Origin of the sequence: Nonomuraea sp. NPDC050227 (assembly GCF_044459705.1) — a bacterium.
Classification (GTDB): Bacteria; Actinomycetota; Actinomycetes; order Streptosporangiales; family Streptosporangiaceae; genus Nonomuraea.
Genome location: NZ_JBITJF010000002.1, coordinates 1 through 25,355, shown reverse-complemented (window position 1 = coordinate 25,355; position 25,355 = coordinate 1). Strand labels below are relative to the sequence as shown.

25 protein-coding genes are annotated in these 25,355 nt (G+C 72.5%); 12 read left to right on the top strand and 13 right to left on the bottom strand.

What is annotated here, in order from left to right:
* Positions 1–131: 131 nt before the first annotated feature.
* Together ACIBK9_RS07320 and ACIBK9_RS07315 are read left to right on the top strand one after the other, a co-directional pair.
* Positions 132–668, top strand: coding sequence for an MFS transporter (locus ACIBK9_RS07320; protein ID WP_387669739.1), 537 nt, complete (start codon positions 132–134; stop codon positions 666–668).
* Between the two features lie 49 nt (positions 669–717).
* Positions 718–1,452 carry a YcnI family protein gene (locus tag ACIBK9_RS07315; RefSeq protein ID WP_397155968.1) on the top strand — a complete coding sequence of 245 codons (735 nt, stop codon included), beginning with the start codon at positions 718–720 and terminating at the stop codon, positions 1,450–1,452.
* A 74-nt stretch (positions 1,453–1,526) separates the two neighbouring features.
* Here the strand turns inward: ACIBK9_RS07315 and ACIBK9_RS07310 are convergent, their stop codons facing one another.
* From ACIBK9_RS07310 to ACIBK9_RS07300, 3 genes are all read right to left on the bottom strand, one after another.
* The gene (locus tag ACIBK9_RS07310; RefSeq protein ID WP_397155966.1) at positions 1,527–2,477 is read right to left on the bottom strand and encodes an ABC transporter permease; all 951 of its coding nucleotides are present in this window, start codon (positions 2,475–2,477) and stop codon (positions 1,527–1,529) included.
* A gap of 91 nt (positions 2,478–2,568) precedes the next feature.
* Positions 2,569–3,546 carry an ATP-binding cassette domain-containing protein gene (locus ACIBK9_RS07305; RefSeq protein WP_397155964.1) on the bottom strand — a complete coding sequence of 326 codons (978 nt, stop codon included), beginning with the start codon at positions 3,544–3,546 and terminating at the stop codon, positions 2,569–2,571.
* The gene (locus tag ACIBK9_RS07300; protein WP_397155962.1) at positions 3,543–4,706 is read right to left on the bottom strand and encodes an outer membrane lipoprotein carrier protein LolA; all 1,164 of its coding nucleotides are present in this window, start codon (positions 4,704–4,706) and stop codon (positions 3,543–3,545) included. Before ACIBK9_RS07300 ends, ACIBK9_RS07305 begins: the two co-directional genes overlap by 4 nt.
* Positions 4,707–4,833: 127 nt before the next feature.
* Here ACIBK9_RS07300 and ACIBK9_RS07295 point away from each other — a divergent pair, with 127 nt between their 5' ends.
* Positions 4,834–5,508 (top strand): response regulator transcription factor, encoded by a 675-nt coding sequence (locus tag ACIBK9_RS07295; protein WP_352328085.1) that lies wholly within the window; start codon positions 4,834–4,836, stop codon positions 5,506–5,508.
* Positions 5,501–6,847: a sensor histidine kinase gene (locus ACIBK9_RS07290; protein ID WP_397155960.1), complete on the top strand. Its 1,347-nt coding sequence runs from the start codon at positions 5,501–5,503 to the stop codon at positions 6,845–6,847. Before ACIBK9_RS07295 ends, ACIBK9_RS07290 begins: the two co-directional genes overlap by 8 nt.
* Positions 6,848–6,987: 140 nt before the next feature.
* Here the strand turns inward: ACIBK9_RS07290 and ACIBK9_RS07285 are convergent, their stop codons facing one another.
* Positions 6,988–7,857 carry a LysR family transcriptional regulator gene (locus tag ACIBK9_RS07285; RefSeq protein ID WP_358292844.1) on the bottom strand — a complete coding sequence of 290 codons (870 nt, stop codon included), beginning with the start codon at positions 7,855–7,857 and terminating at the stop codon, positions 6,988–6,990.
* Positions 7,858–8,437: 580 nt separating this feature from the next.
* On the opposite strand from ACIBK9_RS07285, the gene ACIBK9_RS07280 reads away from it, so the two are divergent.
* Together ACIBK9_RS07280 and ACIBK9_RS07275 are read left to right on the top strand one after the other, a co-directional pair.
* The gene (locus ACIBK9_RS07280) at positions 8,438–9,517 is read left to right on the top strand and encodes a neutral zinc metallopeptidase (protein WP_397155957.1); all 1,080 of its coding nucleotides are present in this window, start codon (positions 8,438–8,440) and stop codon (positions 9,515–9,517) included.
* Positions 9,518–9,650: 133 nt separating this feature from the next.
* Positions 9,651–11,204, top strand: a complete 1,554-nt coding sequence (locus tag ACIBK9_RS07275) for an LCP family protein (RefSeq protein WP_397155955.1) — start codon at positions 9,651–9,653, stop codon at positions 11,202–11,204.
* 65 nt (positions 11,205–11,269) lie between these two features.
* Here the strand turns inward: ACIBK9_RS07275 and ACIBK9_RS07270 are convergent, their stop codons facing one another.
* Entirely contained in the window at positions 11,270–12,607 is a 1,338-nt protein-coding gene (locus ACIBK9_RS07270; protein ID WP_397155953.1) for a hypothetical protein, read from the bottom strand.
* 204 nt (positions 12,608–12,811) lie between these two features.
* Entirely contained in the window at positions 12,812–14,638 is a 1,827-nt protein-coding gene (locus tag ACIBK9_RS07265; RefSeq protein WP_397155951.1) for a spermidine synthase, read from the bottom strand.
* A gap of 395 nt (positions 14,639–15,033) precedes the next feature.
* Here ACIBK9_RS07265 and ACIBK9_RS07260 point away from each other — a divergent pair, with 395 nt between their 5' ends.
* Entirely contained in the window at positions 15,034–16,392 is a 1,359-nt protein-coding gene (locus ACIBK9_RS07260) for a S8 family serine peptidase (protein WP_397155949.1), read from the top strand.
* 58 nt (positions 16,393–16,450) lie between these two features.
* On the opposite strand, the gene ACIBK9_RS07255 is transcribed toward ACIBK9_RS07260, so the two are convergent.
* Positions 16,451–17,176, bottom strand: coding sequence for an ABC transporter permease (locus tag ACIBK9_RS07255; protein WP_397155947.1), 726 nt, complete (start codon positions 17,174–17,176; stop codon positions 16,451–16,453).
* Positions 17,176–17,913, bottom strand: a complete 738-nt coding sequence (locus ACIBK9_RS07250) for an ABC transporter ATP-binding protein (protein ID WP_397155945.1) — start codon at positions 17,911–17,913, stop codon at positions 17,176–17,178. Before ACIBK9_RS07250 ends, ACIBK9_RS07255 begins: the two co-directional genes overlap by 1 nt.
* Positions 17,914–17,979: 66 nt before the next feature.
* On the opposite strand from ACIBK9_RS07250, the gene ACIBK9_RS07245 reads away from it, so the two are divergent.
* Complete coding sequence (locus ACIBK9_RS07245) at positions 17,980–18,684, top strand: TetR/AcrR family transcriptional regulator (protein WP_397155943.1); 705 nt, start codon at positions 17,980–17,982, stop codon at positions 18,682–18,684.
* On the opposite strand, the gene ACIBK9_RS07240 is transcribed toward ACIBK9_RS07245, so the two are convergent.
* Positions 18,613–18,921, bottom strand: coding sequence for a DUF4190 domain-containing protein (locus tag ACIBK9_RS07240; protein WP_387645201.1), 309 nt, complete (start codon positions 18,919–18,921; stop codon positions 18,613–18,615). The two genes, ACIBK9_RS07245 and ACIBK9_RS07240, sit on opposite strands and share 72 nt — an antisense overlap.
* A 118-nt stretch (positions 18,922–19,039) precedes the next feature.
* Between ACIBK9_RS07240 and ACIBK9_RS07235 the strand changes: the two genes are divergently transcribed.
* Positions 19,040–19,831: an ion transporter gene (locus tag ACIBK9_RS07235; RefSeq protein WP_397155941.1), complete on the top strand. Its 792-nt coding sequence runs from the start codon at positions 19,040–19,042 to the stop codon at positions 19,829–19,831.
* Here the strand turns inward: ACIBK9_RS07235 and ACIBK9_RS07230 are convergent.
* From ACIBK9_RS07230 to rpsD, 3 genes are read right to left on the bottom strand one after another with little or no spacing between them, the layout of a single operon-like run.
* Complete coding sequence (locus ACIBK9_RS07230) at positions 19,805–20,671, bottom strand: low temperature requirement protein A (protein ID WP_397155939.1); 867 nt, start codon at positions 20,669–20,671, stop codon at positions 19,805–19,807. The two genes, ACIBK9_RS07235 and ACIBK9_RS07230, sit on opposite strands and share 27 nt — an antisense overlap.
* Entirely contained in the window at positions 20,668–20,898 is a 231-nt protein-coding gene (locus ACIBK9_RS07225; RefSeq protein WP_397155937.1) for a low temperature requirement protein A, read from the bottom strand. The genes ACIBK9_RS07230 and ACIBK9_RS07225 overlap by 4 nt, the downstream gene beginning before the upstream one ends.
* Before the next feature lie 2 nt (positions 20,899–20,900).
* Positions 20,901–21,515, bottom strand: coding sequence for a 30S ribosomal protein S4 (rpsD, locus tag ACIBK9_RS07220; protein ID WP_397157548.1), 615 nt, complete (start codon positions 21,513–21,515; stop codon positions 20,901–20,903).
* Positions 21,516–21,582: 67 nt separating this feature from the next.
* On the opposite strand from rpsD, the gene ACIBK9_RS07215 reads away from it, so the two are divergent.
* Both ACIBK9_RS07215 and ACIBK9_RS07210 read left to right on the top strand, forming a co-directional pair.
* On the top strand, positions 21,583–22,284 hold the full coding sequence (locus ACIBK9_RS07215; RefSeq protein WP_397155935.1) for a DUF2470 domain-containing protein: 702 nt from the start codon (positions 21,583–21,585) through the stop codon (positions 22,282–22,284).
* 79 nt (positions 22,285–22,363) lie between these two features.
* On the top strand, positions 22,364–22,954 hold the full coding sequence (locus ACIBK9_RS07210; protein WP_397155933.1) for a hypothetical protein: 591 nt from the start codon (positions 22,364–22,366) through the stop codon (positions 22,952–22,954).
* Positions 22,955–23,003: 49 nt separating this feature from the next.
* Here the strand turns inward: ACIBK9_RS07210 and ACIBK9_RS07205 are convergent, their stop codons facing one another.
* Positions 23,004–23,630: a TetR/AcrR family transcriptional regulator C-terminal domain-containing protein gene (locus tag ACIBK9_RS07205; RefSeq protein ID WP_397155931.1), complete on the bottom strand. Its 627-nt coding sequence runs from the start codon at positions 23,628–23,630 to the stop codon at positions 23,004–23,006.
* 52 nt (positions 23,631–23,682) lie between these two features.
* Here ACIBK9_RS07205 and ACIBK9_RS07200 point away from each other — a divergent pair, with 52 nt between their 5' ends.
* Complete coding sequence (locus ACIBK9_RS07200) at positions 23,683–25,257, top strand: ATP-binding cassette domain-containing protein (RefSeq protein WP_397155929.1); 1,575 nt, start codon at positions 23,683–23,685, stop codon at positions 25,255–25,257.
* Positions 25,258–25,355 lie beyond the last annotated feature (98 nt).

Here is a 25,355-nt window from a genome sequence, read left to right as displayed (position 1 = left end):
TCAAATGTCAACGCGAATGTCAACGCGCTCGGCACGACCCTAGCGACAAATGCCATTTCCGGACCAGGCATCAGCCCGCCCGGAAGTTAGGGGTCTCATGCGACGGGGCCTCGTGAGACCATGTGGCACACATGCGTGCGCGACTTCCCCTCCGGCTCGCGCGGACGGCCGCCTTCGCCGCCGTCTGCGTGACCCTCGCTGCCCTCGCCCACGTGGCGGGCGGCGGCGGGCGTCCGGGGCCGTGGGCGGCGGCGCTGGGCCTGGTGGCGGTGTCCGGCCTGGGGCTGGCGCTGTCCGGCAGGGAACGCTCGGCGCCGCTGATCAACGTCGTGCTGGGTGTGGCGCAGTTCGGCCTGCACGAGCTGTTCGCGGGCGGCAGCCCGTCCTCCTACGTCTTCGAGCACGGCCACGGCCAGGGCCTGGCCGTCAACGCGGGCATGCTGCTCGCGCACCTCACGGCGACCCTGATGACCGGCTGGTGGCTGTCGCGCGGCGAGATCGTGCTGTGGTCGCTGCTGCGCCGGCTGGGGTTGCGGCTCGTGCCGCCGCTGCTCGCGGTCGTGCCCGCGGTGCGGCCGGGCGTCCCGGTCGTGCACACCAGGGTGGTCCCCCCGCAGCCGGGGTTCCGGCACCGGGTGGCCAGGCGTGGTCCTCCACTTCCCGCCTGACCTGCTGACACCCGTAGACCCCTGTCATTTTCCGAAGTGGAGTTCCGCCATGTCCTTCGTCCGTCGCGCGGCGACCGTGCTCGCCGCCGCCACCGCCCTCACCGCCGGCCTGGCGCTGCCCGCGCTGGCCCACGTCTCCATCAACCCGGGCACCGCCGAGCAGGGCGGGTTCACCAAGGTGGCCTTCCGGGTGCCCAACGAGCGGGACGACGCCGCCACGACCAAGGTCCAGGTCAGCTTCCCCACCGACCATCCGCTGGCGTTCGTGTCGGTCAAGCCCGTGCCGGGCTGGGACGTCAAGGTCACCGAGGGCAAGCTGCCCAAGCCGGTCAAGACGGAGTACGGCGACCTGGAGGAGGCCGTCACCACGGTCGTGTGGTCCGGCGGCAAGATCAACCCGGGCGAGTTCCAGGAGTTCGAGGTGTCCATGGGCCAGCTGCCCAAGGACGTCGACTCGCTGACGTTCCCGACGAAGCAGACGTACTCCGGCGGCGAGGTGGTCGACTGGGCCGACGCGCCCAAGCCCGACGGCACCGAGGCAGAGCACCCCGTTCCCACGCTGAAGCTCGTCCCGGCCTCCGGCGACGACGACCACCACTCCGCCGCGAGCGCGTCGGCCTCGGCCGCGCCGGCCGCCGCCACGGGCCCGTCGGTGGCGCCGGTGGCGGCCTCCGCGGCCTCCTCCTCCGACGGCACGGCCCGCCTGCTGGGCGGCGCCGGGCTGGTCGTCGGCGTCATCGGCGTCGTCGTCGGCGCCCTGGGCCTGCGCCGCCGGTCGGCCTGACCTTCGCGCCCCTGACCCTCGCGACGCGGCGTCCCCGGCCGGGCACCTCGCCCGGCCGGGGACGCGCCGCCCGGTCAGGACGTGATGTCCTTGCCGGAGAAGCGCGCCCACGCGATCGAGCAGAACAGCACGATGTAGGCGCCGAAGGCCAGCAGCCCGTCCCGCAGCGCCGACAGGTCCATCGGGCTGCGCAGCACCGCGTCGAAGTTGGTGAACCTGGTCGGCAGCAGGTACGGCGTCACCGCGCTCAGCTCCGGGAAGGCCCGCAGCACCTGGCAGACGACCACCAGCACGAGCGTGGCGGCCACCGCCCCGATGGACACCTCGGTGAACGTCGACAGCGCCAGCGCGACGGCCGCCAGCGCCGCCATGCCGGCCCCGACGTAGCCGACGGCGATGAGGATGCGCAGCAGCCCCTCGCCCATGGAGATCGTCGTGCCCGACAGCAGCGTCACCGGCCCGGCCGGGAACAGGATCAGCCCGGTGACCAGCGCCGACAGCGCCACCACCGCCGTGACGGCGTAGGCGAAGACGACCGCGTTGAGGTATTTGACGGCCAGCAGACGGGTACGTCCCGCGGGCGCGGCCAGCAGGTAGCGCAGAGTGCCGCCGCCCGCCTCCCCGGCCACCGAGTCACCGGCGACCACGCTGACGGCGACCGGCATCAGCAGCAGCACGAGGAACGAGAACGCGACGAACGTGAGCATGAGGCTGTTGCCCGCCACGCTCTGGATGAACCCGCCCATCCCGTCGCGGTCGTCGCCGCCGAACGCGCGCAGGGCGAGGCCGAGGACGGCCGGCACGGAGGCGAGCACGGCCAGCATCACCAGGTTGCGCGGCCGGCGGAAGGTCAGGCCCAGCTCCGAGCCGAGCAGCCGCCAGAACGCCCACCTCGCCCGCCGCGGGCCGTCGGCGGCGTCCGTCCCGGCGTCCCGCGCGGGGACGGCCGCGGCCTCTCGGGCCGGGTCCGATGTGTGCCGCTCCACCGTGCGCAGCGTCTCGGTCACGGGCACCAGGCCGGGCATGCGCCCATCGGACCGGCCGTCCCGCGCCTGCGGCGCCCCGGTGTCCCGCGTCTGCGGCGCGCGTGATGTCTCAGCGTCCGGCGCCGAGGTGTCAGCCGTCGACATCGAAGCCCTCCCCCGTCAGTCCGACGAACACGTCCTCCAGGCTCGGCCGCAGCACGGCCAGCCCCCGTACGGCGACCCCTTCGCCGACCAGCGCGGCGTTGATCCGCTCCGGCGCGTGGCCGCCCAGCTCGGCCGTCACGTCGGCGTCGCCGCGCCGCACGTCGGCCAGCCCCAGCCCGCCGAGCACCCGCGCGGCGTCGGCCACGTCGGGCGTCTCGATCCGGACGCGCGTGGCCAGGCCGCCGTTCAGCGAGGCGATCGTGCCCTGGGCGGCCAGCTTGCCGGTCCGCATGATGGCGGCGTGCGTGCACATCTGCTCGACCTCGGCCAGCAGGTGCGAGGAGACGAAGACGGTGGTGCCGCCGGCGGCGATGTCCTTGACCAGCGCGCGCACCTCGCGGGTGCCCTGCGGGTCGAGGCCGTTGGTCGGCTCGTCCAGGACGAGCAGCTCGCGCGGGCCGAGCAGCGCGGCCGCGATGGCCAGCCGCTGGCGCATGCCGAGCGAATAGTTGCGGTAGCGCTTGCCGGCCGCGGCCGACAGGCCCACCCGGTCGAGCGCGGCGGCGACGCGCGCCCGCGCGGTGCGGCGCACGGCGGTGGGGTCGGCGGCGTCGAAGCGCATCAGGTTGGCCTCGCCCGACAGGTACGGGTAGAACGCCGGCCCCTCCACCACCGCCCCCACCCGGGGCAGCGCCCGCGGCAGCGGCAGCCCGAGCAGGGAGTGCTCCCCCTCGGTGGGCGCGATGAGGCCCAGCAGCATGCGGATGGTCGTGGTCTTGCCCGAGCCGTTGGGCCCGAGGAAGCCGAAGACCGAGCCGCGCGGCACCGCCAGGTCGAGCGCGTCCACGGCCACCTGGCCGCCGCGGAAACGCTTGGTCAGGCCGCGCGTGACGATGGCGTGCTCCCCGGAGGGCGGGGCCGCCCCGAAGGGCGCCCCCGCTTCCTGCGTGACGGCGGTGGTCACCTGACGCCCGCCGCCTGGGTGATCTCCTCCGGGGTGACCGCGCCGGCCAGCAGGCGGCCGTCGTCGGTCAGCAGGACGGTGACGAGCTTCGTCCTGATCAGCCGGCCCGAGCCCCACGTGCCGCTCACCGGCGTGGCCGACTTCAGGACGGTGTCGGCCAGCGCCCCCACGTCGGCCTTCGAGCCGTCGCCGGGCGTCGGGCCCTCGCCCGCCGCCGGCCGGCCGGCCGCCGTGAGGTCCTCCGGCTTGAACGGCAGGACGGCCACGGTCGTCCACCCGTCGCCGACGACCTTGAGCTCGCCCGCGACCTTCTCGGCCTGCTCGGCGTGCTGCTCGGCGCGCTTGGCGTCGCCCAGCTCGCTGAGGTCCTTCTCCTCCACCTTGGCGCCCGCGGGCGGGGTGAAGGCGAAGTTCTCCGCGGCCGGCGGCGTGAACGTCACCTGGGTGAAGCCGACCTGGAAGGCCGGTTCGGCCGAGCCCTTGGCGTAGACCTGGACCTGGAGCGGGACGTAGGTCTCGCCGTCGAGCGCGAGCCGCACCTCCTGCACCAGCGAGCCCTCGTCCTTGGGGGCGAGGACGAGCTGGTAGACCGGACGGCCCGCCACCTCCGCGGTGTTGATCACGCGGACCGCGGTGTGCTCGCCGGCCTTGGCCAGCAGTTGCTCGGCCACCTGCGGCGGCGTCAGCTGGGTCGGCGGCGTGCTGGGCAGCTTGTGCTCCTGGCCCGTGCCCGGCTTGATGGTCAACCTGGTCGCGGTGTTGGTGGCGCTCTCCCAGTACCAGCCCTGGTCGCCGTTGACGATCAGGTTGGTCTCGTTCAGCTGGGTCGGCATGGCCACCCGGAACCGGTCGGCGCCGCCGTACCAGACCTTGATCTCGTGCGAGCCGGACAGCAGGCTCAGCGGCGACTCACCGCCGGTCTGGGGCAGCGACGGCAGGCCGAGCGAGGCCGTCTGCTGCACCGTGCCGGACATGGGCGGCAGGCCGCCTCCCTTGCTCGTCGCCGCCACGGCGTCGGCCAGCAGCTGCTGGGCCGAACGCTCGGGCAGGACGGGCTCGCCGCTCACCGCCGCGATGACCGGGCCGGCTCCGATCGCGCCACCGATCAGCGCCGCCGCGGCGATCGGGACTCCCCACCTCACGAACGTGCCTCTGCGCATCTCACTCCTTAACGGTATGTCGATGACCAGAGCCTGCGGCATGCATCCTGTGGCCGGCCTGAGACTGTCTGAGACGCCTCTCAGCCTTCTCAGCGGCGTCTCAGCTCAGGGACGGGAGAATCAGCACATGAGAGTACTGGTCGTCGAGGACGAGCGGCGGATGGCCGCGGCCCTCCAGCGCGGGCTGCAGGCCGAGGGGTTCGCCGTGGACCTCGCCCACGACGGCGAGGAGGGCCTGCACGCGGCCAGGCAGGGCGACTACGACGTCGTGGTGCTGGACATCATGCTGCCGAGGCTGTCGGGCTACAACGTGTGCAAGCAGTTGCGCGCGGAGGAGAACTGGGTGCCGATCCTCATGTTGTCGGCCAAGGACGGCGAGTACGACATGGCCGACGGCCTCGACCTCGGCGCCGACGACTACCTGACCAAGCCCTTCTCGTACGTGGTGCTGGTGGCCAGGCTCCGGGCCCTGCTGCGGCGCGACTCGGGGCGGCGGCCGTCGGTGCTGGCGGCCGGCGACCTGACCCTCGACCCGGCCCGCCGGAAGGTGCAGCGGGGCGAGACGCCGGTGGAGCTGACGCCGAGGGAGTTCGCGCTGCTGGAGTTCCTGATGCGCCGCCGTGACGAGGTGGTGTCGAAGTCGGAGATCCTGGAACACGTGTGGGACACCTTCGACACCGACCCGAATGTGGTCGAGGTCTACGTCGGCTACCTGCGGCGCAAGGTCGACGCCCCCTTCGGCAGGAACGCGCTGCAGACCGTGCGCGGCGCGGGCTACCGGCTGGCGGGCGACGGTGGCTGACACCCCGATGGCCTGGTGGCGGCGTCAGGGGCTGCGGTTCAGGCTGACGGTCGCGGCGGCCGCCGTGCTGGGGCTGGCGCTGGCTCTGTCGGCCTCGGTGCTGCTGTCGGTGCTCGACCGGGCGCTGATCGACACGGTCGACACCTCGACCAGGCAGCAGGCCCAGAGCGTGCGCGTGGCGGCCGACGCCGGGACGCTGACCAGCCCGATCACCACGCACGACGGCACGATCGTCCAGGTGCTCGACCGGAGCGGGCGGATCACGCACGTCACGTACGGCACCGACCGGCTGGTGCCGCTGCTGGACGCGGCGGCCAGGGCCAGGGTGCTGCGCGAGGGGCGGGCGACGTTCCTGGACGGGCGGCCGTACGCGATCCCGGGGCCGCTGCGGGTGGTGGTGCTCAGCGCCGACCACGGGCAGACGGTGCTGGCCGCCCGGCCGATCGGCGAGATCCAGACGAGCCTGGGCGTGGCCGGACGCGTCCTGCTGGTCGGCACGCCCGCGCTGGTCGTGCTGCTGGCGGTGGCGAGCTGGCTGATGATCGGCAGGACGCTGCGCCCGATCTCGTCGCTGCGCCGGGTCGCCGCCGAGATCACGCACACGGCCCGGTCCCGGCGGCTGCCGGTGCCGCAGTCGCGCGACGAGGTGTACGCCCTGGCCACCACGCTCAACGGCATGCTGGCCCGGCTGGAGGAGGCCGAGCAGCGCCAGCGCGCGCTGGTCTCCGACGCCGCCCACGAGCTGCGCAGCCCGCTGGCCAGCATCCGGCTCCAGCTGGAGGTGGCGCTCGGCCATCCGGAAGGCCAGGAGTGGCGGGAGACCGCCGAGGGCGTGCTGGAGGACGCCCTGCGGCTGTCCCGGCTGGCCGAGGACCTGCTCGCGCTGGCCCGCCTGGACGAGCGCGGCGGCGTGCCGGCCCGCGACGAGCCGGTCAACCTCGACGAGGTGGTGCGCCAAGTCGCCGAGCGGTACGGCGAGGCCCGGCTGACCGCGTGCGACCCCGTGGTGGTGCGCGGGGACGCCCTCGACCTGAGCCGGGTGCTGACGAACCTGATGGACAACGCCGTCCGGCACACCTCCTCGAAGGTCGAGGTGGCGCTGACCGCCGACGGCGTGCTGACGGTGACCGACGACGGGCCCGGCATCCCCGAGCAGGACCGGGAGCGGGTGTTCAACCGGTTCACCCGGCTGGACTCCGGGCGCAGCAGGGACGAGGGCGGGGCCGGCCTGGGGCTGGCGATCGTCCGGGAGACCGTGCGCGCCCACGGCGGGACGGTGGTGCTGCAGGACGCGGCGCCGGGCCTGCGCGCCGTGGTCCGCCTTCCGGTGTCCCGCTAGGCGGGCGCCGGGGCCGGCCGATCGGCAGGAGCGATCGGCGGGAGCGATCGGCGGGGACGCTCGCCCGCGCGACGCGCTCGGGGCGCCGGCGGGCTGGGGGTCAACGGCGGGGACTGCGGGGGATCATGGAACGTTCCTGGTCAGGCGGCTGTGCCCTTCTCCGCGGTGGACAGGAAGTCCTGGGCGATGAGGGGCAGGCGGCGGCGTGCGTGCACCACGGCGATGACGCGCCGCACGGCCGGTTCGAGTGAGCGCACCACCAGGCCCGCCCTGGTGGCCTGGTCGGCCATGCCGCGGTACCACAGCAGCGAGGCCTGGCCGGCGCGGACCGCGTTCAGCCAGCCGTTGCGCTCGTCGGTCTCCAGGACGACCACGGGGGTGACGGCGTACTTGCCGAACATGGCGTCGAGCTCCCTGCGCCGCGAGCTGCCGCGGGCGGGCAGCGCCAGGCGCATGCCGTGCAGCTTGCCCATGGGGACCGGGTTGGGCAGGTCGAGCCCGGGCGGGGAGATCAGCACGATCTCCTGGCGTTCGAGCGGGTGGGTGATGAGGTCGGTGGGCACGGGCAGATCGGTGAGCCCGAGGTCGGCCCGCTGATCCCGGATGGCGCTGACGACGCCGTCGCGGCCGTCGCAGCGCACGATGTGCACGCGTACCCCTGGGTGCTCGGCCGCGTAGGCAGGGAGCAGCCGCCCCGCGAGTCCGGGTTCGAGACTCGGGGTGGAGGCGATGCGCAGTTCGGCCTCCGTCACGCCGGCGTGGTTGGCCAGGCCCTCGATCTCGTGCACGGCGTCGAGCGCCTCCCTCGCCAGCTTGACCACGCGGCGGCCCTGGGCGGTGACCACCACGCCGCGGCCGGAGCGGGCGAAGAGCGTCATGCCGAGCTCTCGCTCAAGATCGCGGATCGCGCGGGACAGCGCAGGCTGCGCGATGTAGAGCGACCTGGCCGCGTCGGTCATGGTGCGGTGCTCCGCAGTCGCGACCACATAGCGGAGCTGCTGGAGATTCATGCCAACGAAGCTAGGACACCGCCCTGCTCCGGGACCGGTAGATAGCGGAGATCACCTCGATTGATTTCGGAGCGTGACCGAGTACCGCTACATCCGTGACGGGTGATAAATCAGTATGCTTTTGCCCCAAATTTGGCAAAGATCCTTTGGGGTCTGCCGCAAAGCCGTGCATTGCAGACAAGCGGGTTAACGGGGAGACACGGTGACAGCAAACGGGCAATATCCACCTCCGCCACAAGGGCCCGGGCAGCCCCTGCGGCCCCCTTCGCGGCCCTGGCCGCCGCCGGGCTACCGGCAGCCGCAGCCGCAGGGCGGTCAGCCCTACCCGCAGGCGCCGCCGACCCCGCCCCAGGGCCCACCCCAGGGCCCGCTGCCCGGCCATCGTCCCTATCCGCCGCAGCAACCCCAGCCGCAGGGCTATCCGCCGCAGCCGCCGCCCCCGCAGGGCCCCCCTCAGGGGCCCCCGCAGCCGCCGCAGGGCCATCCGCCGCAGGGCCATCCGCCGCGCGGCCCGCAGTATCCGCCGCCGCAATACGGGCAGCAGTACCAGCCGCCGCCGCCCCCGCCGCCCATGCCGCCCATGCCCACGAGGCAGTGGCCGCAGCAGCCGAGGAAGAAGTCCGGCATGGGGGTCGCCGGCGTCCTCGGGGCGGTGTTCGGGTCGCTGGCGGCGCTGTTCGTGCTGATCGTCATCGGGGCGGCGATGCTGAAGTCGTCCTCGCACCCGGACACGACCACGCCGGTCGCGCTCCCGTCGTACGAGCCGTCGCACAGCGACGAGCCCTTCCCCAGCCACGAGCCGACGCACGACACCTCGTCGCAGGAGCCCACCCAGGAACAGACCCAGGAACCGACCCAGCAGCCGTCGCAGCAGCCCACCGAGCAGCCGACCCAGGAGACGGTGACGCCGCCCAAGCAGGTCACGCTCAACACCAGCCTGAAGAACAACACCCTCTACCGGGCGGGCAGCCTGCCCCGGGTGAACTGCCGGGCCGGGAACACCAACATCTTCAGCCACAGCCAGCTCAAGGCGCTGATCCTGAAGACCGGCCGGTGCATGGACAAGGCATGGGGGCCGATCCTGCAGCGGCAGGGCATCGCGTTCAGCCCGCCGAACTACGCCGTCGCGGCCGGGCGCGGACGGGGCGCGTGCGGCGACTATCCCTCGGCCGGGAGCATGGTGCCGTACTACTGCCCACGCAACAACACGATCTACGCCTCCACCTCGGCGATGTCCAGGGGCAACGGCAACGCCCGCGGCTACGGCCAGATCATCTCCTGGCACGGCGGCATCATCAGCATGATGGCCCACGAGTACGGCCACCACGTCCAGAACATCACCGGCGTGATGGACTCCTGGTGGCAGGGCACCGTCAACTCCTCCAGCCAGAGCGGCAAGCTGGCGCTGAGCAGGAAACTGGAGCTCCAGGCCACCTGTCTCGGCGGCATGTGGATGCGTTCGGTCGCCTCGTCCTACCCGGTCCCGTCCTCGCTGCGCTCGCGGCTGTTCTGGTTCTACGCGCAGGTGGGCGACTATCCCGGCTATCCGCGCGACCACGGCACGCCCGCCAACAACAACCGCTGGTTCCGGCAGGGGTGGGAGCGGGACAAGACGTATCAGTGCAACACGTGGCTGGCGCCGTCCTCGACGACTTCCTGAGCGACACGTGGCGTTCATCTCATGTTGAAGAGTTGTCTCTGATGTCCAGGTATGGGGGCTAGAATCACGGCAATCTTGTGCCCGACATGGGGCAAACGTCATTTTTGCCTGGTAGGCGTGTGAAGGAGCCGGTGTGAGCAAGCGCGATCGGGTGGACGCCGTGCCCGGAGGCGCCAAACGGCGGACTCCACGCCCGCGCAAGGGCTCCTCCCCCGCGCCGCGCTTCGCCAAACCCCTGACGACCGCCTCCGTCATCGGCTGGACGGCTCTGTCCGCCCTCGTGCCCGGCGCCGCGCATCTGCGGGCCGGGCGCCGTCGTACCGGGCTGATCATGATCGGCGCGTACGCGGTGCTGCTGCTCGCGGCCCTGACCTTCGGCCTGACCCGGGATCTGAGCAACCTGACGGGCCTGGCCGAGGACGGCGCCATGGTCACGGTGATCGTCATCGCGGCCGCGTGCGCGCTGGCCTGGTTCGCCGTGATCGCCGTCTCGTACGTGGCGCTGGGCCCCAACAGGCTGAACCAGCAGGGCCAGGTGGTGACCGGGATCGTCGTGGGCGTGCTGTGCGTGGCCGTCATGTCGCCGTTCGCGCTGACGGCCAACTACGTGCTGGCCGGGCGGAACGCCGTCAACGCGATCTTCCCCTCGCACCCGGACCCGGAGAACCCCGTCCAGATCAAGAACCCCGAGGACCCCTGGGACGGCAAGACCCGGGTGAACTTCCTGCTGGTCGGCGGGGACGCCGCGGGCAACCGCGTGGGCGTGCGCACCGACAGCATGACGGTGGCCAGCGTGGACACCAGGACCGGCAACACCGTGCTGTTCAGCCTGCCGCGCAACCTGCAGCACGTGCGCTTCCCGCCGTCCTCGCCGCTGCACAAGCACTTCCCCAACGGCTACATGGCCGAGCTGCCCAACGGCGGCCTGCTCAACGAGGTCTGGCAGTACGCCAACGACAACCCGCAGCTCATGGGCGGCAAGAACCGCGGCCCGCGGGCCCTCATGGACGCCATCGGCTACACCCTGAACCTCAGGATCGACTACTACGCCCTGATCAACATGTACGGCTTCGCCGCCCTGGTGGACGCCATCGGCGGCCTGAAGATCCGGGTCGAGGAGGACGTCAAGTGGGGCGGCCACTTCGGCACCGCGGGCACGATCAAGGCGGGCTACCGCAAGCTGTCGGGTGAGGAGGCCCTGTGGTACGGCCGCTCCCGCGTCAACAGCGACGACTTCTCCCGCATGGGACGCCAGCGCTGCGTGATCGGCGCCTTCGCCCAGCAGGCCACGCCCGGCGTGATCCTGACGAACTTCACCAAGATCGCCGGGGCGGCCAAGCGGCTGGCCCAGACGAACATCCCGCGTCCGCTCGTCGCGCCGCTGGCGGACCTGGCGCTCAAGGTCAAGGACGCCAAGATCACCAGCCTGCAGTTCGTGCCGCCGGACTTCTACTCGGGCAGGCCCGACTGGGTCAAGATCCGCGCGGCCGCGAAGAAGGCGATCGCCGACTCCGACCGCTCCGCCCGCCAGGCCCAGACCGCCAACGTGACCGCGTCCCCCGGCTCCCCGACGGCCACGCCGTCGCGGACCCGTACGCAGGCCCAGGGGGGCACGCCGACCGAGACCCCGACCCGCAACAGCCAGCGGGGCGGCGCGAAGTCCCTGACGGAGCTGTGCGGCCTGTGACGGCCACGCCCGCCGGAGCCCGGCTCCGGCGGGAGCTCTGATCGGCGAAGGCCCGCGGCCTCAGGTCACTTCGTCAGGTGCCCGAGGATCCAGTCGGCGAGCGTGCCGGTGACCGTGCCGTGCTCGGAGTTGTCGGAGTCGCACTGGTAGTCGTCCAGCTCGCTGTGCTCCGGCGACAGGGCGGTGATGTCGGTGTAGAGGTCCACGGTCCAGTCCACGGGGTCGTACTGGAGCGCGACGGCGCTCACGGTGGGGACGAAGCAGGCCGACCGGAACCGGCCGGCGATCGGCGCGCCGAACGCGTCGGCGACCATGCCGTAGGAGGGCAGCGTGCCGCCGGGCGCCCCGTCGAAGGCCGCGACGCCGCTGGTGCGGCTGGTGCCGGCCCACAACGGGACGGCCCGCATGCCGCCCACCCGCTGACGGGAGCCCCGGTCCGGCTGGGTGCGCACGGTGGCGCCGGCCAGCCCGTCCAGGGCGGTCCACTCGAAGGCCAGAGCGTCGGGCGGGACGTTGCGGCCGGTGCCGTCGGCGGCGCCGTTGGAGACGCCGAGCTTGCGCGGCCTGAGCGGGAACCAGCCGGCGGCGCGCAGGTCCTCGATGAACGCCAGGCGCAGCGGGCTGGCCGTGGCGACCGGCCCGGAGTAGCGCCCGTCGGGGACCCAGCCCCACAGGAGCTGCTGCGCGGCCGGGCTCCTGATCAGCGCGGCCTGGCCGGGCGCGGCCGGCGCCAGTGCCTCGGCGAAGTAGGCGAGCTGTTGCAGGACGAGCGGGATCCAGGCGCCGTTGTGCGGGGAGTCGTAGGACAGGTAGGTCATCGTCTGGTGGTCCTCGCGGCGGCGTTCCATCTCCGCCAGCGCGTACCGGGTGACCAGGCCGCCCGCGCCGAGGCCCCCGACGATCAGCGGCGTGGTGCCGAGCCGCTCGCGGATCGCGCGGCCCACGCACGTCGCCGCGACCCCGGCGTTGGCCTGGATGTGGGTGTGGCGGGCGGCGAAGCCGAGCAGCACGACGTCGATGCCCTGGGCGAGCAGCCGGCTGAGCAGCCGGTCGCCGTGCGGCGGGTACGGCGCGTCGAGCCGTCCCCACAGCCCGGCCAGGTCGCTGGGCCCGTGGCCGAACCCGTCGGCGAAGATCATGGGACGGACGAGCGCGTCGTGGCCCGCGGCGAGATGGACGGCGGCCGTCCCCGTGGCGAGCCGGCCCTGGTAGGGCCAGGCGGAGGTGAGCTCCCACCGCGCGTCGGGCGCGCGGTGCTCCCCGGAGCCGGCGGGGTCGTGCGCGAAGAACACCCCCGTGGGGAGCGCTGCGGCGACCTGTTGCGCGCGTCCGGCGGGCGCGGGCCCGGACTCCTGTGCCTGAATGCGCTCGACGTCGATCCTGGCCGCCCCTGGTGTCGCCATGACTGTCACCTTTTCTCGTGGGTTACCGGATGTGACCCCCGATTCGCGTGCCCGCCTTTCTGAATATCGTTCGATCTTTTTTCGGATTCGATGACGTCTCCAGCTCACCTCGCCCACGGCGACAAATCAACCCGCGCCGCCGACAATTCACCCTGACCATCGGTCAAGGCATTACACAGGAGCGCCGCGGGCCATTTCCCTTTGTCACACGAGCGCGGTCTTTCGCGGCATCAGCGCCAGGGCGCCCAGGTAGAGCAGGGCGGCCACGATGAGCAGGCCCTTGTAGCCGATCACCAGCGCCAGGTATTCCAGGCAGCCGCCGACCATCGCGCCGAGCAGGTTCGCGCCGAAGGACGTGGTCGCGTCGGCGGTGTCGGAGAAACGTTTGGCGAAGACCACGTTCGCGGCGAAGATCGGCAGGAACGCCACCGTCACGGCCGCCACGGCGCGCAGCGGCACCGGCAGCGACAACAGCCACGCGTTGGGCACCAGCCAGGCCAGCAGCAGGCCGGCCAGCAGCACGGCGTACATGACCGGCAGCGGCGGGGTGCGGAAGCGGCGGGTCACCTCGACGGCGGCGAGCACGGCGACCAGCACCCCGGCGAAGACGATCGCGTTGACCACCCAGGTGGTGCCGAACAGCAGCGCGAAGCCCGTCACGCTCTTGGTCTCCAGCAGCATGAACGCCACCCCGAGCAGGAACAGGTCGGCGTAGGGCTTCATGCGCCCGTAGGGGCCCGCCACCACGCGGACGGCCAGCAGGCTGACGATGAGGATCAGGCCGAGGGTGATGATGTAGATCGGCGGGATCGTCCGGTCCTTCAGGTAGAGGAAGGGGCGGTCGTCGTCGGCGGGGGCCGGGGTGCCGGCGGCGGCGCCGGGCCACTGGCTCGCGCAGCGCTGGTCGGCGGCGGTCAGGCCGGCGGTGATGACGGCCTGCTGGCCGGCGGTGCTGACCACGTCGACGCACGGCTTGTGGCCGAAGGCGGTCTGCATGGTCGAGGCCAGCCGGTCGACCAGCCAGCTCTCGCGGTAGTAGTTGTACATCGAGAACGTGCCGCCCGGCCGCAGGTGGGCGCGGGCGGCCCGCATGGCCTCGGCGGTGAACAGGTAGCTCTCCAGGCGCAGCGAGCTGGCCCCGGACACGAGGGTGAGCGAGTCGGGCAGGGCGAACAGGATCAGGTCGTAGCGGTCGCCGCTGCGTTCCAGGAAGGCGCGGCCGTCGGTGATGTGGGTGGTGACGCGCGGGTCGGCGTAGGGCTTGTCGGGGTGCAGGCTGCCGCCCAGCTCGCGCAGCTTGGGGTCGATCTCGACGGCGTCGACGTGCTGGGCGCCCTTGGACAGCGCGATGGCCACGTCGGTGCCGCTGCCCGCGCCGACGATCAGCACGTCCTTGGGCGGCCTGGTGGTGCGCTCGTAGGGCAGCCCGTACTGGCGTTCCCACTGCAGACGGGCGTAGGCGGGCACGGCCTGCTGGTGCGGGATGCCGTTGACGGAGATGTCGGTGACCGGCACGCCGAGCATCTGCATCGCCTTGTAGGTCACCTTGTAGTACGGCGACCACAGCGCCCCGGCCGTCAGCGTCTCCGACAGCAGCAGGCCGGCGACCAGGAGCGAGGGCAGGACCACCAGGCCCAGGTAGAGCGAGCGAGGCCGGGGCACCAGGAGCAGGCCGTAGCACAGGGCCGCGACCACCCCCCAGAACACCGGCGGCGCCGACAGGAACGACAGCGCCGTGAACGCGGCGATGCCGCTGAGGCTGCCAATCAGGTCGTAGCGGTAGGCCTCCAGGCGCGGCAGCTCGGGGAAGCAGCGCCCGACCAGCTCGGCGGGCCCCATGAGCACCGCCGCCGCGGCGATGAAGATCACCGGCAGGATCAGCCAGGCGGGCGGCCCGACGGTGCCCAGGCTCGTCCAGTACAGGACGCCCTCGGTGTTGCGGTCGACCGTCACCGGGAAGGCCAGCACGAGGGCCACCAGGACGAGCAGGACGACCGGCGAGTAATAGGGCTGGCGGCGCGAGCGCCCCACGCGCAGAAATCCGAGCCCGATTCCAAGAAAAGAACCGAGCAGGACAAAATTGGTGAAATAACTCAGATGAACGATGTTCGAGCCTGTCCATCTGATGAGCGCCAGTTCGAGGAAGAGCATGAAGGCACTGGCGAGGACGAGCCTCGGCCGGACCGGCAGCCAGTGTTGTCTTTCCCCGTCGGAAACCGGCGTCTGCGCCTGGAGCGTCATGATGCATCACCGTAGTGAACAGACCGAAGACAAGGAAGCCTGACGCCCCGGAAACAATTATGGTCCGCTTCGCCAGTTATGCGGTGTTTTCGCAGGTCACAACCGCCGTAAGGGGCTGGACGCGCCTTGACGGATGCAGGAATGTTGGGTCGTTCGTTTGCCCCCATTACGTTCGGTGGTGACTCATGCGGGTCCTGATCCAGCTCCGTCCCTCCCCCGATCTGGTCGCGGCCGTCGCCGATCCCGGCCAGACCGCCACCACGGCCGACGTCGCCGACGGCCTGCCCGGCGTCGAACTCGACACGGCCTTCACACCGGTCGCCGTGCCGAGGCCGGTCCCCGCGGCCGGCGGCGATCCCCTCTCCCTCCACCAGCCCCTCGACTTCTCGCTGGCCGCCGAGGACGCCTCCGTGCTGGTCCGCGGCACGATCTCCGACGACGAGCTGACCTCGCGGGTCACGCTGCTGCCCACGCTGCGCCCCGACGTCGTCGGGGTGTTCGCCGACCCGGTGATCGAGTCCAGCCTGACCTGCGGCGGCGATCCGCCGGTGGGCGACTGGCGCGACGTCGAACGCCTGCTCAACATGGCCGGGCTGCACGCCGAGGGGCTCGACGGCGCCGGGGTGGCGCTGGCCGTCCTGGACACCGGCGTCAACGCCGCGCACGTGGCCCGCCAGCTCGGCCGCGGCGTCACGCTGGACGCCGAGCGGAGCTGGAACCCCTCCGGCGTCACCGGCCGGGCCGGCCAGTTCGAGGTCGACCACGGCACGATGTGCGCCTTCGACGCGCTCATCGCCGCGCCGCAGGCGTCCCTGGTCGACGTGCCGCTGCTGCGGTCGGCCCGGCCGGGCGGCTCGGCGCTCGACGGCCTGCTGTCGGACGCGGTGGCCGCCTTCACCCATCTGCGCACGGTGCTGGAGGCCCAGCCCGCGGCGTCCAGGTCGCTGGTGGTGAGCAACTCGTGGGGGTCGTTCTCCCCCGAGTGGGACTTCCCCGTCGGGCATCCGGGCAACTACTCCGACAACGCCGCCCACCCGTTCAACCTGGTCGTGGCCAGTCTCGACCGGGCGGGCGCGGACGTGCTGTTCGCGGCGGGCAACTGCGGCAGGCAGTGCCCCGACGGCCGGTGCGCCTTCCCCAACCGGCCCATCGGCGGGGCCAACTCCCATCCCAAGGCGTTGTCGATCGGCGGGGTCGACGTCAACGGCGAGCGGGTGGGCTACTCCTCGCAGGGGCCGGGGCGGCTGACCGCGCGCAAGCCCGACGTGTGCGCGTACACGCACTTCTCGGGGTCGCGGGCGTTCGGCGACGGCGAGCCGGACACGGGCACCTCGGCGGCGACGCCGGTGGCCGCCGGGCTGGTGGCCGCGGTGCGCACCCGGTGGCCGGCCGCCAAGCTGTCGCCGGCGCAGCTGCGGGCGCTGCTGCGGCGCACCGCCGAGGACCGCAGCGAGGTGGGCTTCGACTACGACTACGGCTACGGGACGGTCGATCCGGCGGGCATCCTGGCCGCGCTGCACCGGCGGGCCAAGGCCGCGGCCTGAGCGCGGCCCTGCCCACTCCCCTGGGCACGGGCGGGCGGGCCGTCCCGGAGCGGCCCGCTCACGCGGTCTCCCGGTTGAACACGCGGGCCCCGACGGTCAGGCCGACCACGGCGAGCCCGGCCGTGACGGCCACGCCGAGCCCGACCGTGCCGGTGGCGTAGTGGCCGGCGAACAGGTCGCGCAGCGCCTCCAGGACGTACCTGAAGGGGCTGAGGCGCGACAGCGCGTCCAGCCACCCGGGCGCCATCGACATCGGCAGGAACGCGCCCGACAGCAGCACCAGCGGGATGACCGCCGTCGACATCACCGGCGCGAACAGCTGTTCGCCGATGGTCAGCGCGACGGCGTACGACAGGGCGGCCAGGCTCGCCCCCAGCACCACGACCAGCACGAACCCGGCCACGAGCCCGACGACCGGCACCCGCATCCCGAAGGCGAACCCGGCGGCCAGCACCATCGTCGTCTGGACGGCCATCGTCACGACGTTGTCGAGCACCCGCCCGAGCAGCAGGGCCAGGCGGCTGGCCGGGGTGACGCGCAGCCGTTCCAGCACGCCGAAGCGCTTGTCGAAGACCACCCCGAACCCGGCCAGCCCCATGCTCATCAGGCCGAGCTGGACGATCAGCCCCGGCACCAGCACCTCCCAGGTGCCGAACGTGGCGAAGATCGGCCCGAACAGCACCAGGAACAGCAGCGGCTGGACGGCGCCGAAGACGATGCCGAGCTTCTGGCGCAGGGTGGCGCGCAGGGAGTGGCGGAACAGCACCCAGGTGTCGCGCAGCATCAGACCCCCGCCTCCTCGCGCAGCGACCGACCGGTGATGTCGAGGAACGCCTCGTCGAGGGTGCGTCCCGCCTTGAGCTCGGCCGGGGTGCCCGCGGCGGCGATCCGGCCGTCGTCGATGATCAGCAGGCGGTCGCAGAGCGCGTCGGCCTCGTCCAGGTAGTGGGTGGTCAGGAAGATCGTCACGCCGTGCTCCTCGCGCAGGGAGCGGACGTGCTCCCACAGGTTGGCGCGGCTCTGGGGGTCCAGGCCGGTGGTCGGCTCGTCCAGGAACAGCAGACGGGGGTCGTGCAGCAGGGCGAAGGCGATGTCGAAGCGGCGTCGCTGCCCGCCCGACAGCGCGGCGCCCACGCGCTCCTCCAGACCGGACAGGCCGAGCCGGGCCAGCACCTCGCGGTACCGGGCCCTGGCCTCGGCGCGGCCCAGGCCGTACAGCATGCCCTGGAGCTCCAGTTGCTCGGCGAGCGGGGCCATGACGTTGACGCCGCCGCCCTGCGAGACGTAGCCGATGCGGCGGCGCACCTCGCGCGGGTCGCCCAGCAGGTCGCGGCCCGCCACGGTGGCGGTGCCCGAGGTGGGACGGAGCAGGGTCGTCAGCATGCGCATGGTCGTGGTCTTGCCGGCGCCGTTGGGCCCGAGGAAGCCGACGATCTCGCCGGCCGCCACCGAGATGTCGACGCCTTTGACGGCCTGCACGCCGCCTTCGAAGGTCTTGGTCAGACCTGTGGTTCTCAACATGTGATCGCCTCCAAAATTAGGGTAGCCACAATTTTGGAGTCACTGCAAGTTGGGTATCATGACGGCATGGAAGAGGGGCTGCGGGAGCGCAAGAAGCGGGAGACCAGGCAGCGCATCGCGGACGTGGCGATGGGCCTGTTCATGACGCGCGGGTTCGACCCCGTGACGGTGGCCGAGATCGCCCGCACCGCGGACGTGTCCGTCAACACGGTGTTCAACTACTTCCCGACCAAGGAGGACCTGTTCGCCGACCGGCAGGAGCTGGTGACCGACCTGCCGCAGCAGGTGGTGCGCGGGCGGCGGCCCGGCGAGAGCGTGGCGCGGGCCTTCCGGCGCGACTTCCTGGAGGCCCTCGACTCACGCCACTGGCGCTACGGCCTCAACGAGGGCGGCGACGTGTTCGCCCGCATCGTCAACGGCAGCCCGTCACTGGTGGCCAAGCTGCGCGAGCTGCACGTCGCGCGGGAGCGGGCGCTGGCCCGGGCCCTGGCCGACGAGCTCGACGCCGATCCCGACGACCTGACCCCGCAGATGGTGGCCACCCAGATCCTCGGCACGACCAGGATCCTCACCACTCACGCGGTGACCCGGATGCTGGCCGGCGAGAGCTGGGAGACGATCGCGCCCGACCTGCGGGCCCAGGCCACGGCGGCCTTCGACCTGCTGGAGTCGGGCATCGGCGACTACTGCGTGCGGCCCTCAGTTGGAGAAGACGGCCGACAGGATGCCGGCCCCGAGCCCGAGGACCATGAAGGCGGCCCCGAGGATTAGCAGGATCGTGGCGATCATGCCGCAGATGCGGCCGGCCTGCACCGCGCCGCGGTTGTCGTAGGCGTAGCCGCTGGCGTCGATCTCCTTGAGCGCCTTGTTGCCCATCGACCAGGCGAACGGGCCGAGGATGCCGCAGACCACCAGGCTGAGGATGCCGAGCACGAGGATCGTGGTGCCGTTGGGGTGGCTCTGGGGCGGCGGCCCGTAATAGGACGGACCGTAGTTCGGATACGACATGCCCCTTGCGCCCCCTTGCCCCTGTGACTGTCAGGTGCGATTTATACCACAGGCACCTCCTTGATCATGTTGCTGCATCATGGAACGGCACATGACCGATCTTTAGGAGCTTGCCCCCGTGCGTGAACGCGTCCGCGCCCTCCTCGCCGACCGGCGTTTCCAGCGCTTCGTCGTCGGCGTCATCCTGGTCAACGCGGCCACCCTCGGCCTGGAGACCGTTCCCGCCGTCGTCGGGGAGTTCGGCCACCTGCTGGTCGTGATCGACCACGCCGCCCTCTACATCTTCGTGGCCGAGCTGCTGGCCAAGGTCTACGTCGAGCGTTCGGCGTTCGTGCGCGACCCGTGGAACCTGTTCGACACCCTGATCGTGGGCATCGCCCTGGTCCCGGCGACCGGCGGGCTGTCGGTCCTGCGTTCGCTGCGCATCCTGCGGGCCCTGCGGCTGCTGTCGGTGGTGCCGAGCCTGCGCCGGGTGGTCTCGGCGCTGCTGCGCGCCCTGCCCGGGATGAGCTCGATCGTGCTGCTGCTCTCCCTGGTCCTGTACGTCGCCGCCGTCATGGCCACCAAGCTGTACGGCGGCGACTCCCCCGAGCGCTTCGGCAGCCTGCCGACCTCGCTGTTCACCCTCTACCAGACGATGACCGGGGACGACTGGGGCAACATCGCCCGCGAGGTGATGGGCGCCCACCCCACGGCCTGGATCTTCTTCACCATCTTCATCCTGGTCTGCACGTTCGTCGTGCTGAACCTGTTCATGGCGGTCGTGGTCAGCGCCATGGACGAGGAGTCGGCCGAGGAGCGCGCCGCGCTGGAGCAGGACAACACCCTGCACACCCAGCGCATCCTGGAGGAGCTGGCCGCCCTGCGCCGCGAGGTCGCCGAGCTACGCCGGCAGGACGTCGCCGGCTGAGCGCACCCGGCCGGAATGCTCGGAGCCGGTCCGGCCCGGCCGGTAGACCAGCCGCCACAGGGCCACGGCCAGCAGCAGCGTGACCGAGACGTACCCGGGGACGAGCCCCGACAGCGCGGCGACCCCCAGCGGCGCGAGGGCGGTGGGCACCGCCCACCCCCAGATCCAGCGCCATCCGGCGCGCAGGGCCACGCCGAGCACGGCCGAGGCGGCGAAGTACAGCGCCAGCCCGCCGCCCAGCACCCAGCCGGCGCCGTGGTGCAGGGACTGCGCCGGCTGGGCGGCGACGACGCCGAGCCCGGCCGCCGTGGCCGTCACCCCGGCGGTCATGGCGAAGTGCGCGGGCAGCGCGACGTACGGCGGCAGGCCGCGCTCGGCGGCCCCCGGCACGGTGGTCAGGCCGTACTGGAAGGTCAGCCACCACAGGGCGACGATCAGCCCGAAGCCGGCCGCTGCGGCGACGGCGAGCTCCGGCCCCCACGAGTGGCCCGAGGCCGAGACGACGACCTGCATGACCGCCTCGCCCAGCACGATGATCACGAACAGGCCGAGCCGCTCCTCCAGGTGGGCCGGGTCGAGCACGGCGGCGGCGGGCCTGGGCAACGGGCGGGCCGGGCGGCCGGCCCTGACCCGGCGCTCCTCGCGCTCGGCCAGCCGGTGCGCCTGACCGCGCATCTCGGCCAGGAAACGCTCGGGCCGGCGGCTGTTGACGACGGAGAAGACCACGTCGAGCAGGATGCCGAGGGCCCACAGGCCGTAGCGCGTCGAGCCGTCCGCCCAGATGGAGGCGACCCAGGGGAACAGCCCGGCACCGAGCTGGGCCGCCGGCCAGGCCGTCATGATCGTGCCGGCGTGCTGCCCACCCGCGTCCTGCCGGCCCGGACGTTGGAGTAGAGCGTCAAGGACGTCCAGACGCTCCACACCGCGTAGTAGAGCACCACGAACAGGACGACGTTCGTCCAGGTCGGATGCTGGAGCCGATGGGCGAGCTGGGCGACCGCCACGACGACGACCAGGTCGAAGAACAGCTCAAGCCAGCTCGCGTGGCGCTCTCCCGCTTCAGTCACGGCTAACGAGAATAGAACTCCACCACGAGCTGCTCGTCCACGGGGAGCGCGATCTGCTCGCGCTCGGGCCGGTGCAGGAGGGTGACGCGCAGCTCGGCGTGGTCGACCGACAGGTAGGGCGCGACGCGCTCGTCGGCGTGCACGCCCTCGGCGGCGGCCACGAAGGGCTGCATCCGGTGCGAGCGCTCCCGCACGGTGATGACCTGGCCGGGTTTGACCAGGTAGCTGGGGATGTCCACCTTGCGGCCGTCCACGGCGATGTGGCCGTGGTTGACGTACTGGCGGGCGGCGTAGATCGACGGGGCCAGGCCGGCCCGCAGCACCAGGGAGGCCAGGCGGGTCTCCAGGATGGCGACCAGCTCGGCGCCCGAGGCGCCCGGCTTGCGCACCGCCAGGTCCCAGTAGCGGCGCAGCTGCCGCTCCGACACGTCGTAGTACCAGCGCAGCTTCTGCTTCTCCATCAGCCGCAGCCCGTAGTCGCCGGTGGTGCGGCGGTTGGTCTTGCGGCCGTGCTCGCCCGGCGGGTAGGGGCGCTGCTCGAAGTAGCGGACGGCTTTCCTGGTCAGCGGGACGCCCGCGCGACGCGACAGTCGCACCTTCGGGCCGGTGTAGCGCACGTTCACCTCGATGTGGTTAGGTAATCCTTACTTAGGTAAGGCTAACCTATCAGTGGATGTGATCTCAATGTTGCCCCTCGCCGAGCGGATCCGTACTCTCGCCTCGACCTCGACGCCGGCCAAGCTCACGGTGGACGGCGCCTGTTCCCCCGCCCGGGGCGGCGTGGACGAGAGCGGCCGCCCGGTGCTGCTGGTCCGGCCCGGCGAACCGCTGCACGGGTTGCGCGAGGACGCCGTGGTCGCGGTGAACCTGACGGCCATGCGGCAGCTCGGCGCGGTGACACACCCGCGGGCGATGATCGAGGTGCACGGATGGGCGGAGGCCGTGCCGGAGTCGCAGGCCCGCTCCGCGGCGGTGGCGGTGGCCGCGCACAGCGCCGACGAGGGCCTGTTCGACGCCCTGGAGCGGTACGGCCGTCCCGACGCCCCGCGCCTGCTGCGCCTGGACGTGGCCCAGGTCGTCTACCTCACCGGCCAGGAGTCCGGCGTGCTGGACGCCGACGACTACCTCGGCGCGGCCCCCGACCCGCTCACCGAGACGGCCGAACGGGTGATCGCGCACGTCAACGACTCCCACCGGCCGCAGCTCACCGCGGGCGTGGCCAGGCAGCTCGGCGAGCAGCCCGGTGAGGTGTGGTTGTGGGAGCTCGACCGGTACGGCGCCACCGTGCGCGTGGACGAGTCGCTGGTGCGCTTCCCGTGGCCGGTCCCCGCCCGGTCCGGGCCGTGCCTGGAGACGGCGCTGCGCGGGCTGTTGTGCGGCTGTTGATCACGATTGGCGCTGAATTTCCTCGCTGGACGTCCGCTATGGGCCGACCCATGCCCGCACGTCACTACCATCGGGGTACGTGAGCGGAACCCATCGATCGACGACGCGGACCGCCTCCTCCCCGGCGGAGGGGGGCGCGCGGCGCGGGCGGGCGCTGATGGCCGCCGGGGTGCTGCTCGGCACGCTCATGCTGGCCGGGGCGGGGGCGCTGATGGGCGACGCGTTCAGCTCGCCCGGCCTCGACCCGGTGCACTGGCCGCACGACGCGAGCCGGACCTCCGGCGAGCCGGGGCCCGTCGCCGTGGGTTCGGAACAGGCCACGGCCACCCCCCTCACCCCCACCGCCACGACCCGGCCCACCAGGGTCCGCACGGGGCCCGCCGTGACCGGTTCCACGCCTGGGGGCGTCCGGCCCGAGGGCGGGCGGGGGACGCGCAAGCCGCGCTCGACCACGTCCGGCGCCGTCCCCGGCGCCACCCCCGGCGCCGTCGTCACCTCCCCCGGCAGGACCCCGGCCCCCTCGCCGTCCGCGTCGCCCTCGCGGGGCTCTCGTCCCAGCCCTGCGCCGACGCCGTCCTGGAGCGCCGGTCCGGTGACGACTCCGCCGTCGCACCCGCACGGCACCCCGCCGGGCCGCCACCCGTCCAGGACCCACAAGCCCGGGAGATGACCGCCTGTCGCCGGGGTGCGACGGGTGCCGACGGCGGTGTGCGGGCGGTTCAGCCGGCGTCGTGCGTCATGCCGCGCAGCAGGTAGCCGAGGCCCGTGGCGAAGGTGGCGTCCCAGTCGTGGCCGAGGCCGTGCTCGGCCAGGGCCGGGTAGCTGGCGGCCCGCTCGCGCAGGAACGCGTCGGTGTCGAGCCGGTCGCGGCGCTGCCAGGTGACCTGCATGATGACCGAGCCCATGACGTAGTTGGACAGGCTGTAGGCGGCCTGCGGGCCGTCCAGGCCGGCCCCGGACAGGGTGCGGTAGAGGAACTCGGTGCGCTCCAGGGCGTGGGGGCCCATGAGCGGGCGGTCGAGGATGGTGGCCGACCAGGAGTGGCGCAGCAGGGCGGCGCGCCAGCCGTCCATCAGGTCGCGCGCGGCGGCCTGCCAGTCGTCGTGCCCGCCGGGGAGCGGCACCTCGCCGAAGACGGCGTCCAGCGCCAGGTCCAGGACGTCCTCCTTGGTCCGGACGTGCCAGTAGAGGGTGGTCGAGCCCGTGTCGAGGCGTTCGGCCAGGCGGCGCATGGTCAGCCCGGCCACGCCCTCCTCGTCGAGCAGCGCGACGGCCTCGGTGACGATCCGGTCGAGCGTCAGCCTCGGCTTGGCGTCCTTGCGGGGGCGAACCCAAACGTTGTCCACCCGACGGATAATACGGTGTACGCGAACCGGATCGATGGTCTAGTAATGGAACATGGGTCATATCGAGGTGAGCGGCTTGACGTACCTGCTGCCGGACGGGCGTCCGCTGCTGCTGGAGGCGTCGTTCAAGGTGGGCGACGGCGCCAAGGCGGCGCTGGTCGGCCCCAACGGCGCGGGCAAGACGACGCTGCTCCGGCTGATCGCGGGCGACCTGCGGCCCGACGACGGGCGCGTCACCACCGGCGGCGGCGTCGGGGTGATGCGGCAGTTCCTCGGCACCGGCAGCGTGCGCGACCTGCTGCTGGGCGTCGCGCCCGCGCGGGTCCGGGCGGCCGCCGCCGAGCTGGCCCGCGCCGAGACGGCGATCGGGCTGCGCGACGACGAGCCCCGGCAGCTCGCCTACGCCCAGGCCGTCGCCGACTACGCCGACGCGGGCGGCTACGAGCTGGAGGTGGTGTGGGACGCGTGCGCGACCGAGGCGCTCGGGCTGCCGTACGAGCAGGTCGCCGGCCGGAGCCTGGCCACGCTGTCCGGCGGCGAGCAGAAGCGGCTGATGCTGGCGGCGCTGCTGCGCGGCCCCGACGAGATCCTGCTGCTCGACGAGCCGGACAACTACCTCGACGTGCCGGCCAAGCAGTGGCTGGAGCGGGCGATCAGGAGCTCGGCCAAGACCGTGCTGCTGGTCTCGCACGACCGGCGGCTGCTGGCCGAGGCGGCCGATCGGATCGTCACCGTCGAGGGCCGCGAGGTGTGGGTGCACGGCGGCGGCTTCGCCGGGTACGCCGAGGCCCGCAGGCGGCGCGGCGAGCGCCTGGAGGAGCGGCGGCGGCGCTGGGAGGACGAGCAGGCCCGGCTGCGCCGGCTGGTGCACGTGCTGCGGCAGCGGTCGGCGAACAACGACGCGCTGGCGGGGGCCTACCGGTCGGCGGTGTCCCGGCTGGAGCGCTTCGAGCGGGCGGGGCCGCCTAACCGGCCGCCGAAGGAGCAGAACGTACGGATGCGGCTGCGCGGCGGGCGTACCGGGAAGCGGGCCGTGACGTGCGAGAACCTGGAGCTGACCGGGCTGGTGCGGCCGTTCTCGGCCGAGGTGGCCTACGGCGAGCGGGTCGGCGTGCTCGGCCTGAACGGCACCGGCAAGAGCCACTTCCTGCGCCTGCTGGCCGGCGAGCCCGTCGCGCACACCGGCGTGGCCCGGCTGGGCGCCCGCGTCGTCCCCGGCCATTTCGCGCAGACCCACCTGCGGCCCGACCTGCACGGACGGCCCATCGGCGAGCTGGTGACGGAGACGTTCGTGCTGACCAGGAACGACGCCATGGCCGCGCTGGCCCGCTACGAGCTGGCGCCGGCCGGCGGGCAGCGGTTCGAGACGTTGTCCGGCGGCCAGCAGGCGCGGCTGCAGATCCTGCTGCTGGAGCTGTCGGGGGCGACGCTGCTGCTGCTCGACGAGCCGACCGACAATCTCGACCTGGCCAGCGCCCAGGCGTTGCAGGAGGGCCTCAACGGCTTCGCGGGAACGGTGCTGGCGGTCACGCACGACCGCTGGTTCGCCGACGACCTGGACCGCCACCTGATCTTCGGCGCGGACGGCGTGGTGCGGGAGAGCCCCGAACCTCGCTGGGACCTCTAGCCGCAATGCCGGGAAGTTAAGACGGCTGGCGGTCGAGTCAAGGTGTTCGGCCGAACCTGGGACATGAGAACGGAGATCCAGTAGAACGGGTGATCTTC

Bases quoted from the DNA above. Each gene is read 5' to 3' on its own strand.
- ACIBK9_RS07285 (WP_358292844.1), bottom strand. From the start codon at position 7,857: ATGAATCTCCAGCAGCTCCGCTATGTGGTCGCGACTGCGGAGCACCGC.
- ACIBK9_RS07255 (WP_397155947.1), bottom strand. From the start codon at position 17,176: ATGCTGCGCGACACCTGGGTGCTGTTCCGCCACTCCCTGCGCGCCACC.
- ACIBK9_RS07230 (WP_397155939.1), bottom strand. From the start codon at position 20,671: ATGACGGCCTGGCCGGCGGCCCAGCTCGGTGCCGGGCTGTTCCCCTGG.
- ACIBK9_RS07300 (WP_397155962.1), bottom strand. From the start codon at position 4,706: ATGCGCAGAGGCACGTTCGTGAGGTGGGGAGTCCCGATCGCCGCGGCG.
- ACIBK9_RS07310 (WP_397155966.1), bottom strand. From the start codon at position 2,477: ATGCCCGGCCTGGTGCCCGTGACCGAGACGCTGCGCACGGTGGAGCGG.
- ACIBK9_RS07270 (WP_397155953.1), bottom strand. From the start codon at position 12,607: ATGGCGACACCAGGGGCGGCCAGGATCGACGTCGAGCGCATTCAGGCA.
- ACIBK9_RS07200 (WP_397155929.1), top strand. From the start codon at position 23,683: ATGGGTCATATCGAGGTGAGCGGCTTGACGTACCTGCTGCCGGACGGG.
- ACIBK9_RS07315 (WP_397155968.1), top strand. From the start codon at position 718: ATGTCCTTCGTCCGTCGCGCGGCGACCGTGCTCGCCGCCGCCACCGCC.
- ACIBK9_RS07250 (WP_397155945.1), bottom strand. From the start codon at position 17,913: ATGTTGAGAACCACAGGTCTGACCAAGACCTTCGAAGGCGGCGTGCAG.
- ACIBK9_RS07245 (WP_397155943.1), top strand. From the start codon at position 17,980: ATGGAAGAGGGGCTGCGGGAGCGCAAGAAGCGGGAGACCAGGCAGCGC.
- ACIBK9_RS07215 (WP_397155935.1), top strand. From the start codon at position 21,583: ATGTTGCCCCTCGCCGAGCGGATCCGTACTCTCGCCTCGACCTCGACG.
- ACIBK9_RS07260 (WP_397155949.1), top strand. From the start codon at position 15,034: ATGCGGGTCCTGATCCAGCTCCGTCCCTCCCCCGATCTGGTCGCGGCC.
- ACIBK9_RS07240 (WP_387645201.1), bottom strand. From the start codon at position 18,921: ATGTCGTATCCGAACTACGGTCCGTCCTATTACGGGCCGCCGCCCCAG.
- ACIBK9_RS07280 (WP_397155957.1), top strand. From the start codon at position 8,438: ATGCCCACGAGGCAGTGGCCGCAGCAGCCGAGGAAGAAGTCCGGCATG.
- ACIBK9_RS07320 (WP_387669739.1), top strand. From the start codon at position 132: ATGCGTGCGCGACTTCCCCTCCGGCTCGCGCGGACGGCCGCCTTCGCC.
- ACIBK9_RS07295 (WP_352328085.1), top strand. From the start codon at position 4,834: ATGAGAGTACTGGTCGTCGAGGACGAGCGGCGGATGGCCGCGGCCCTC.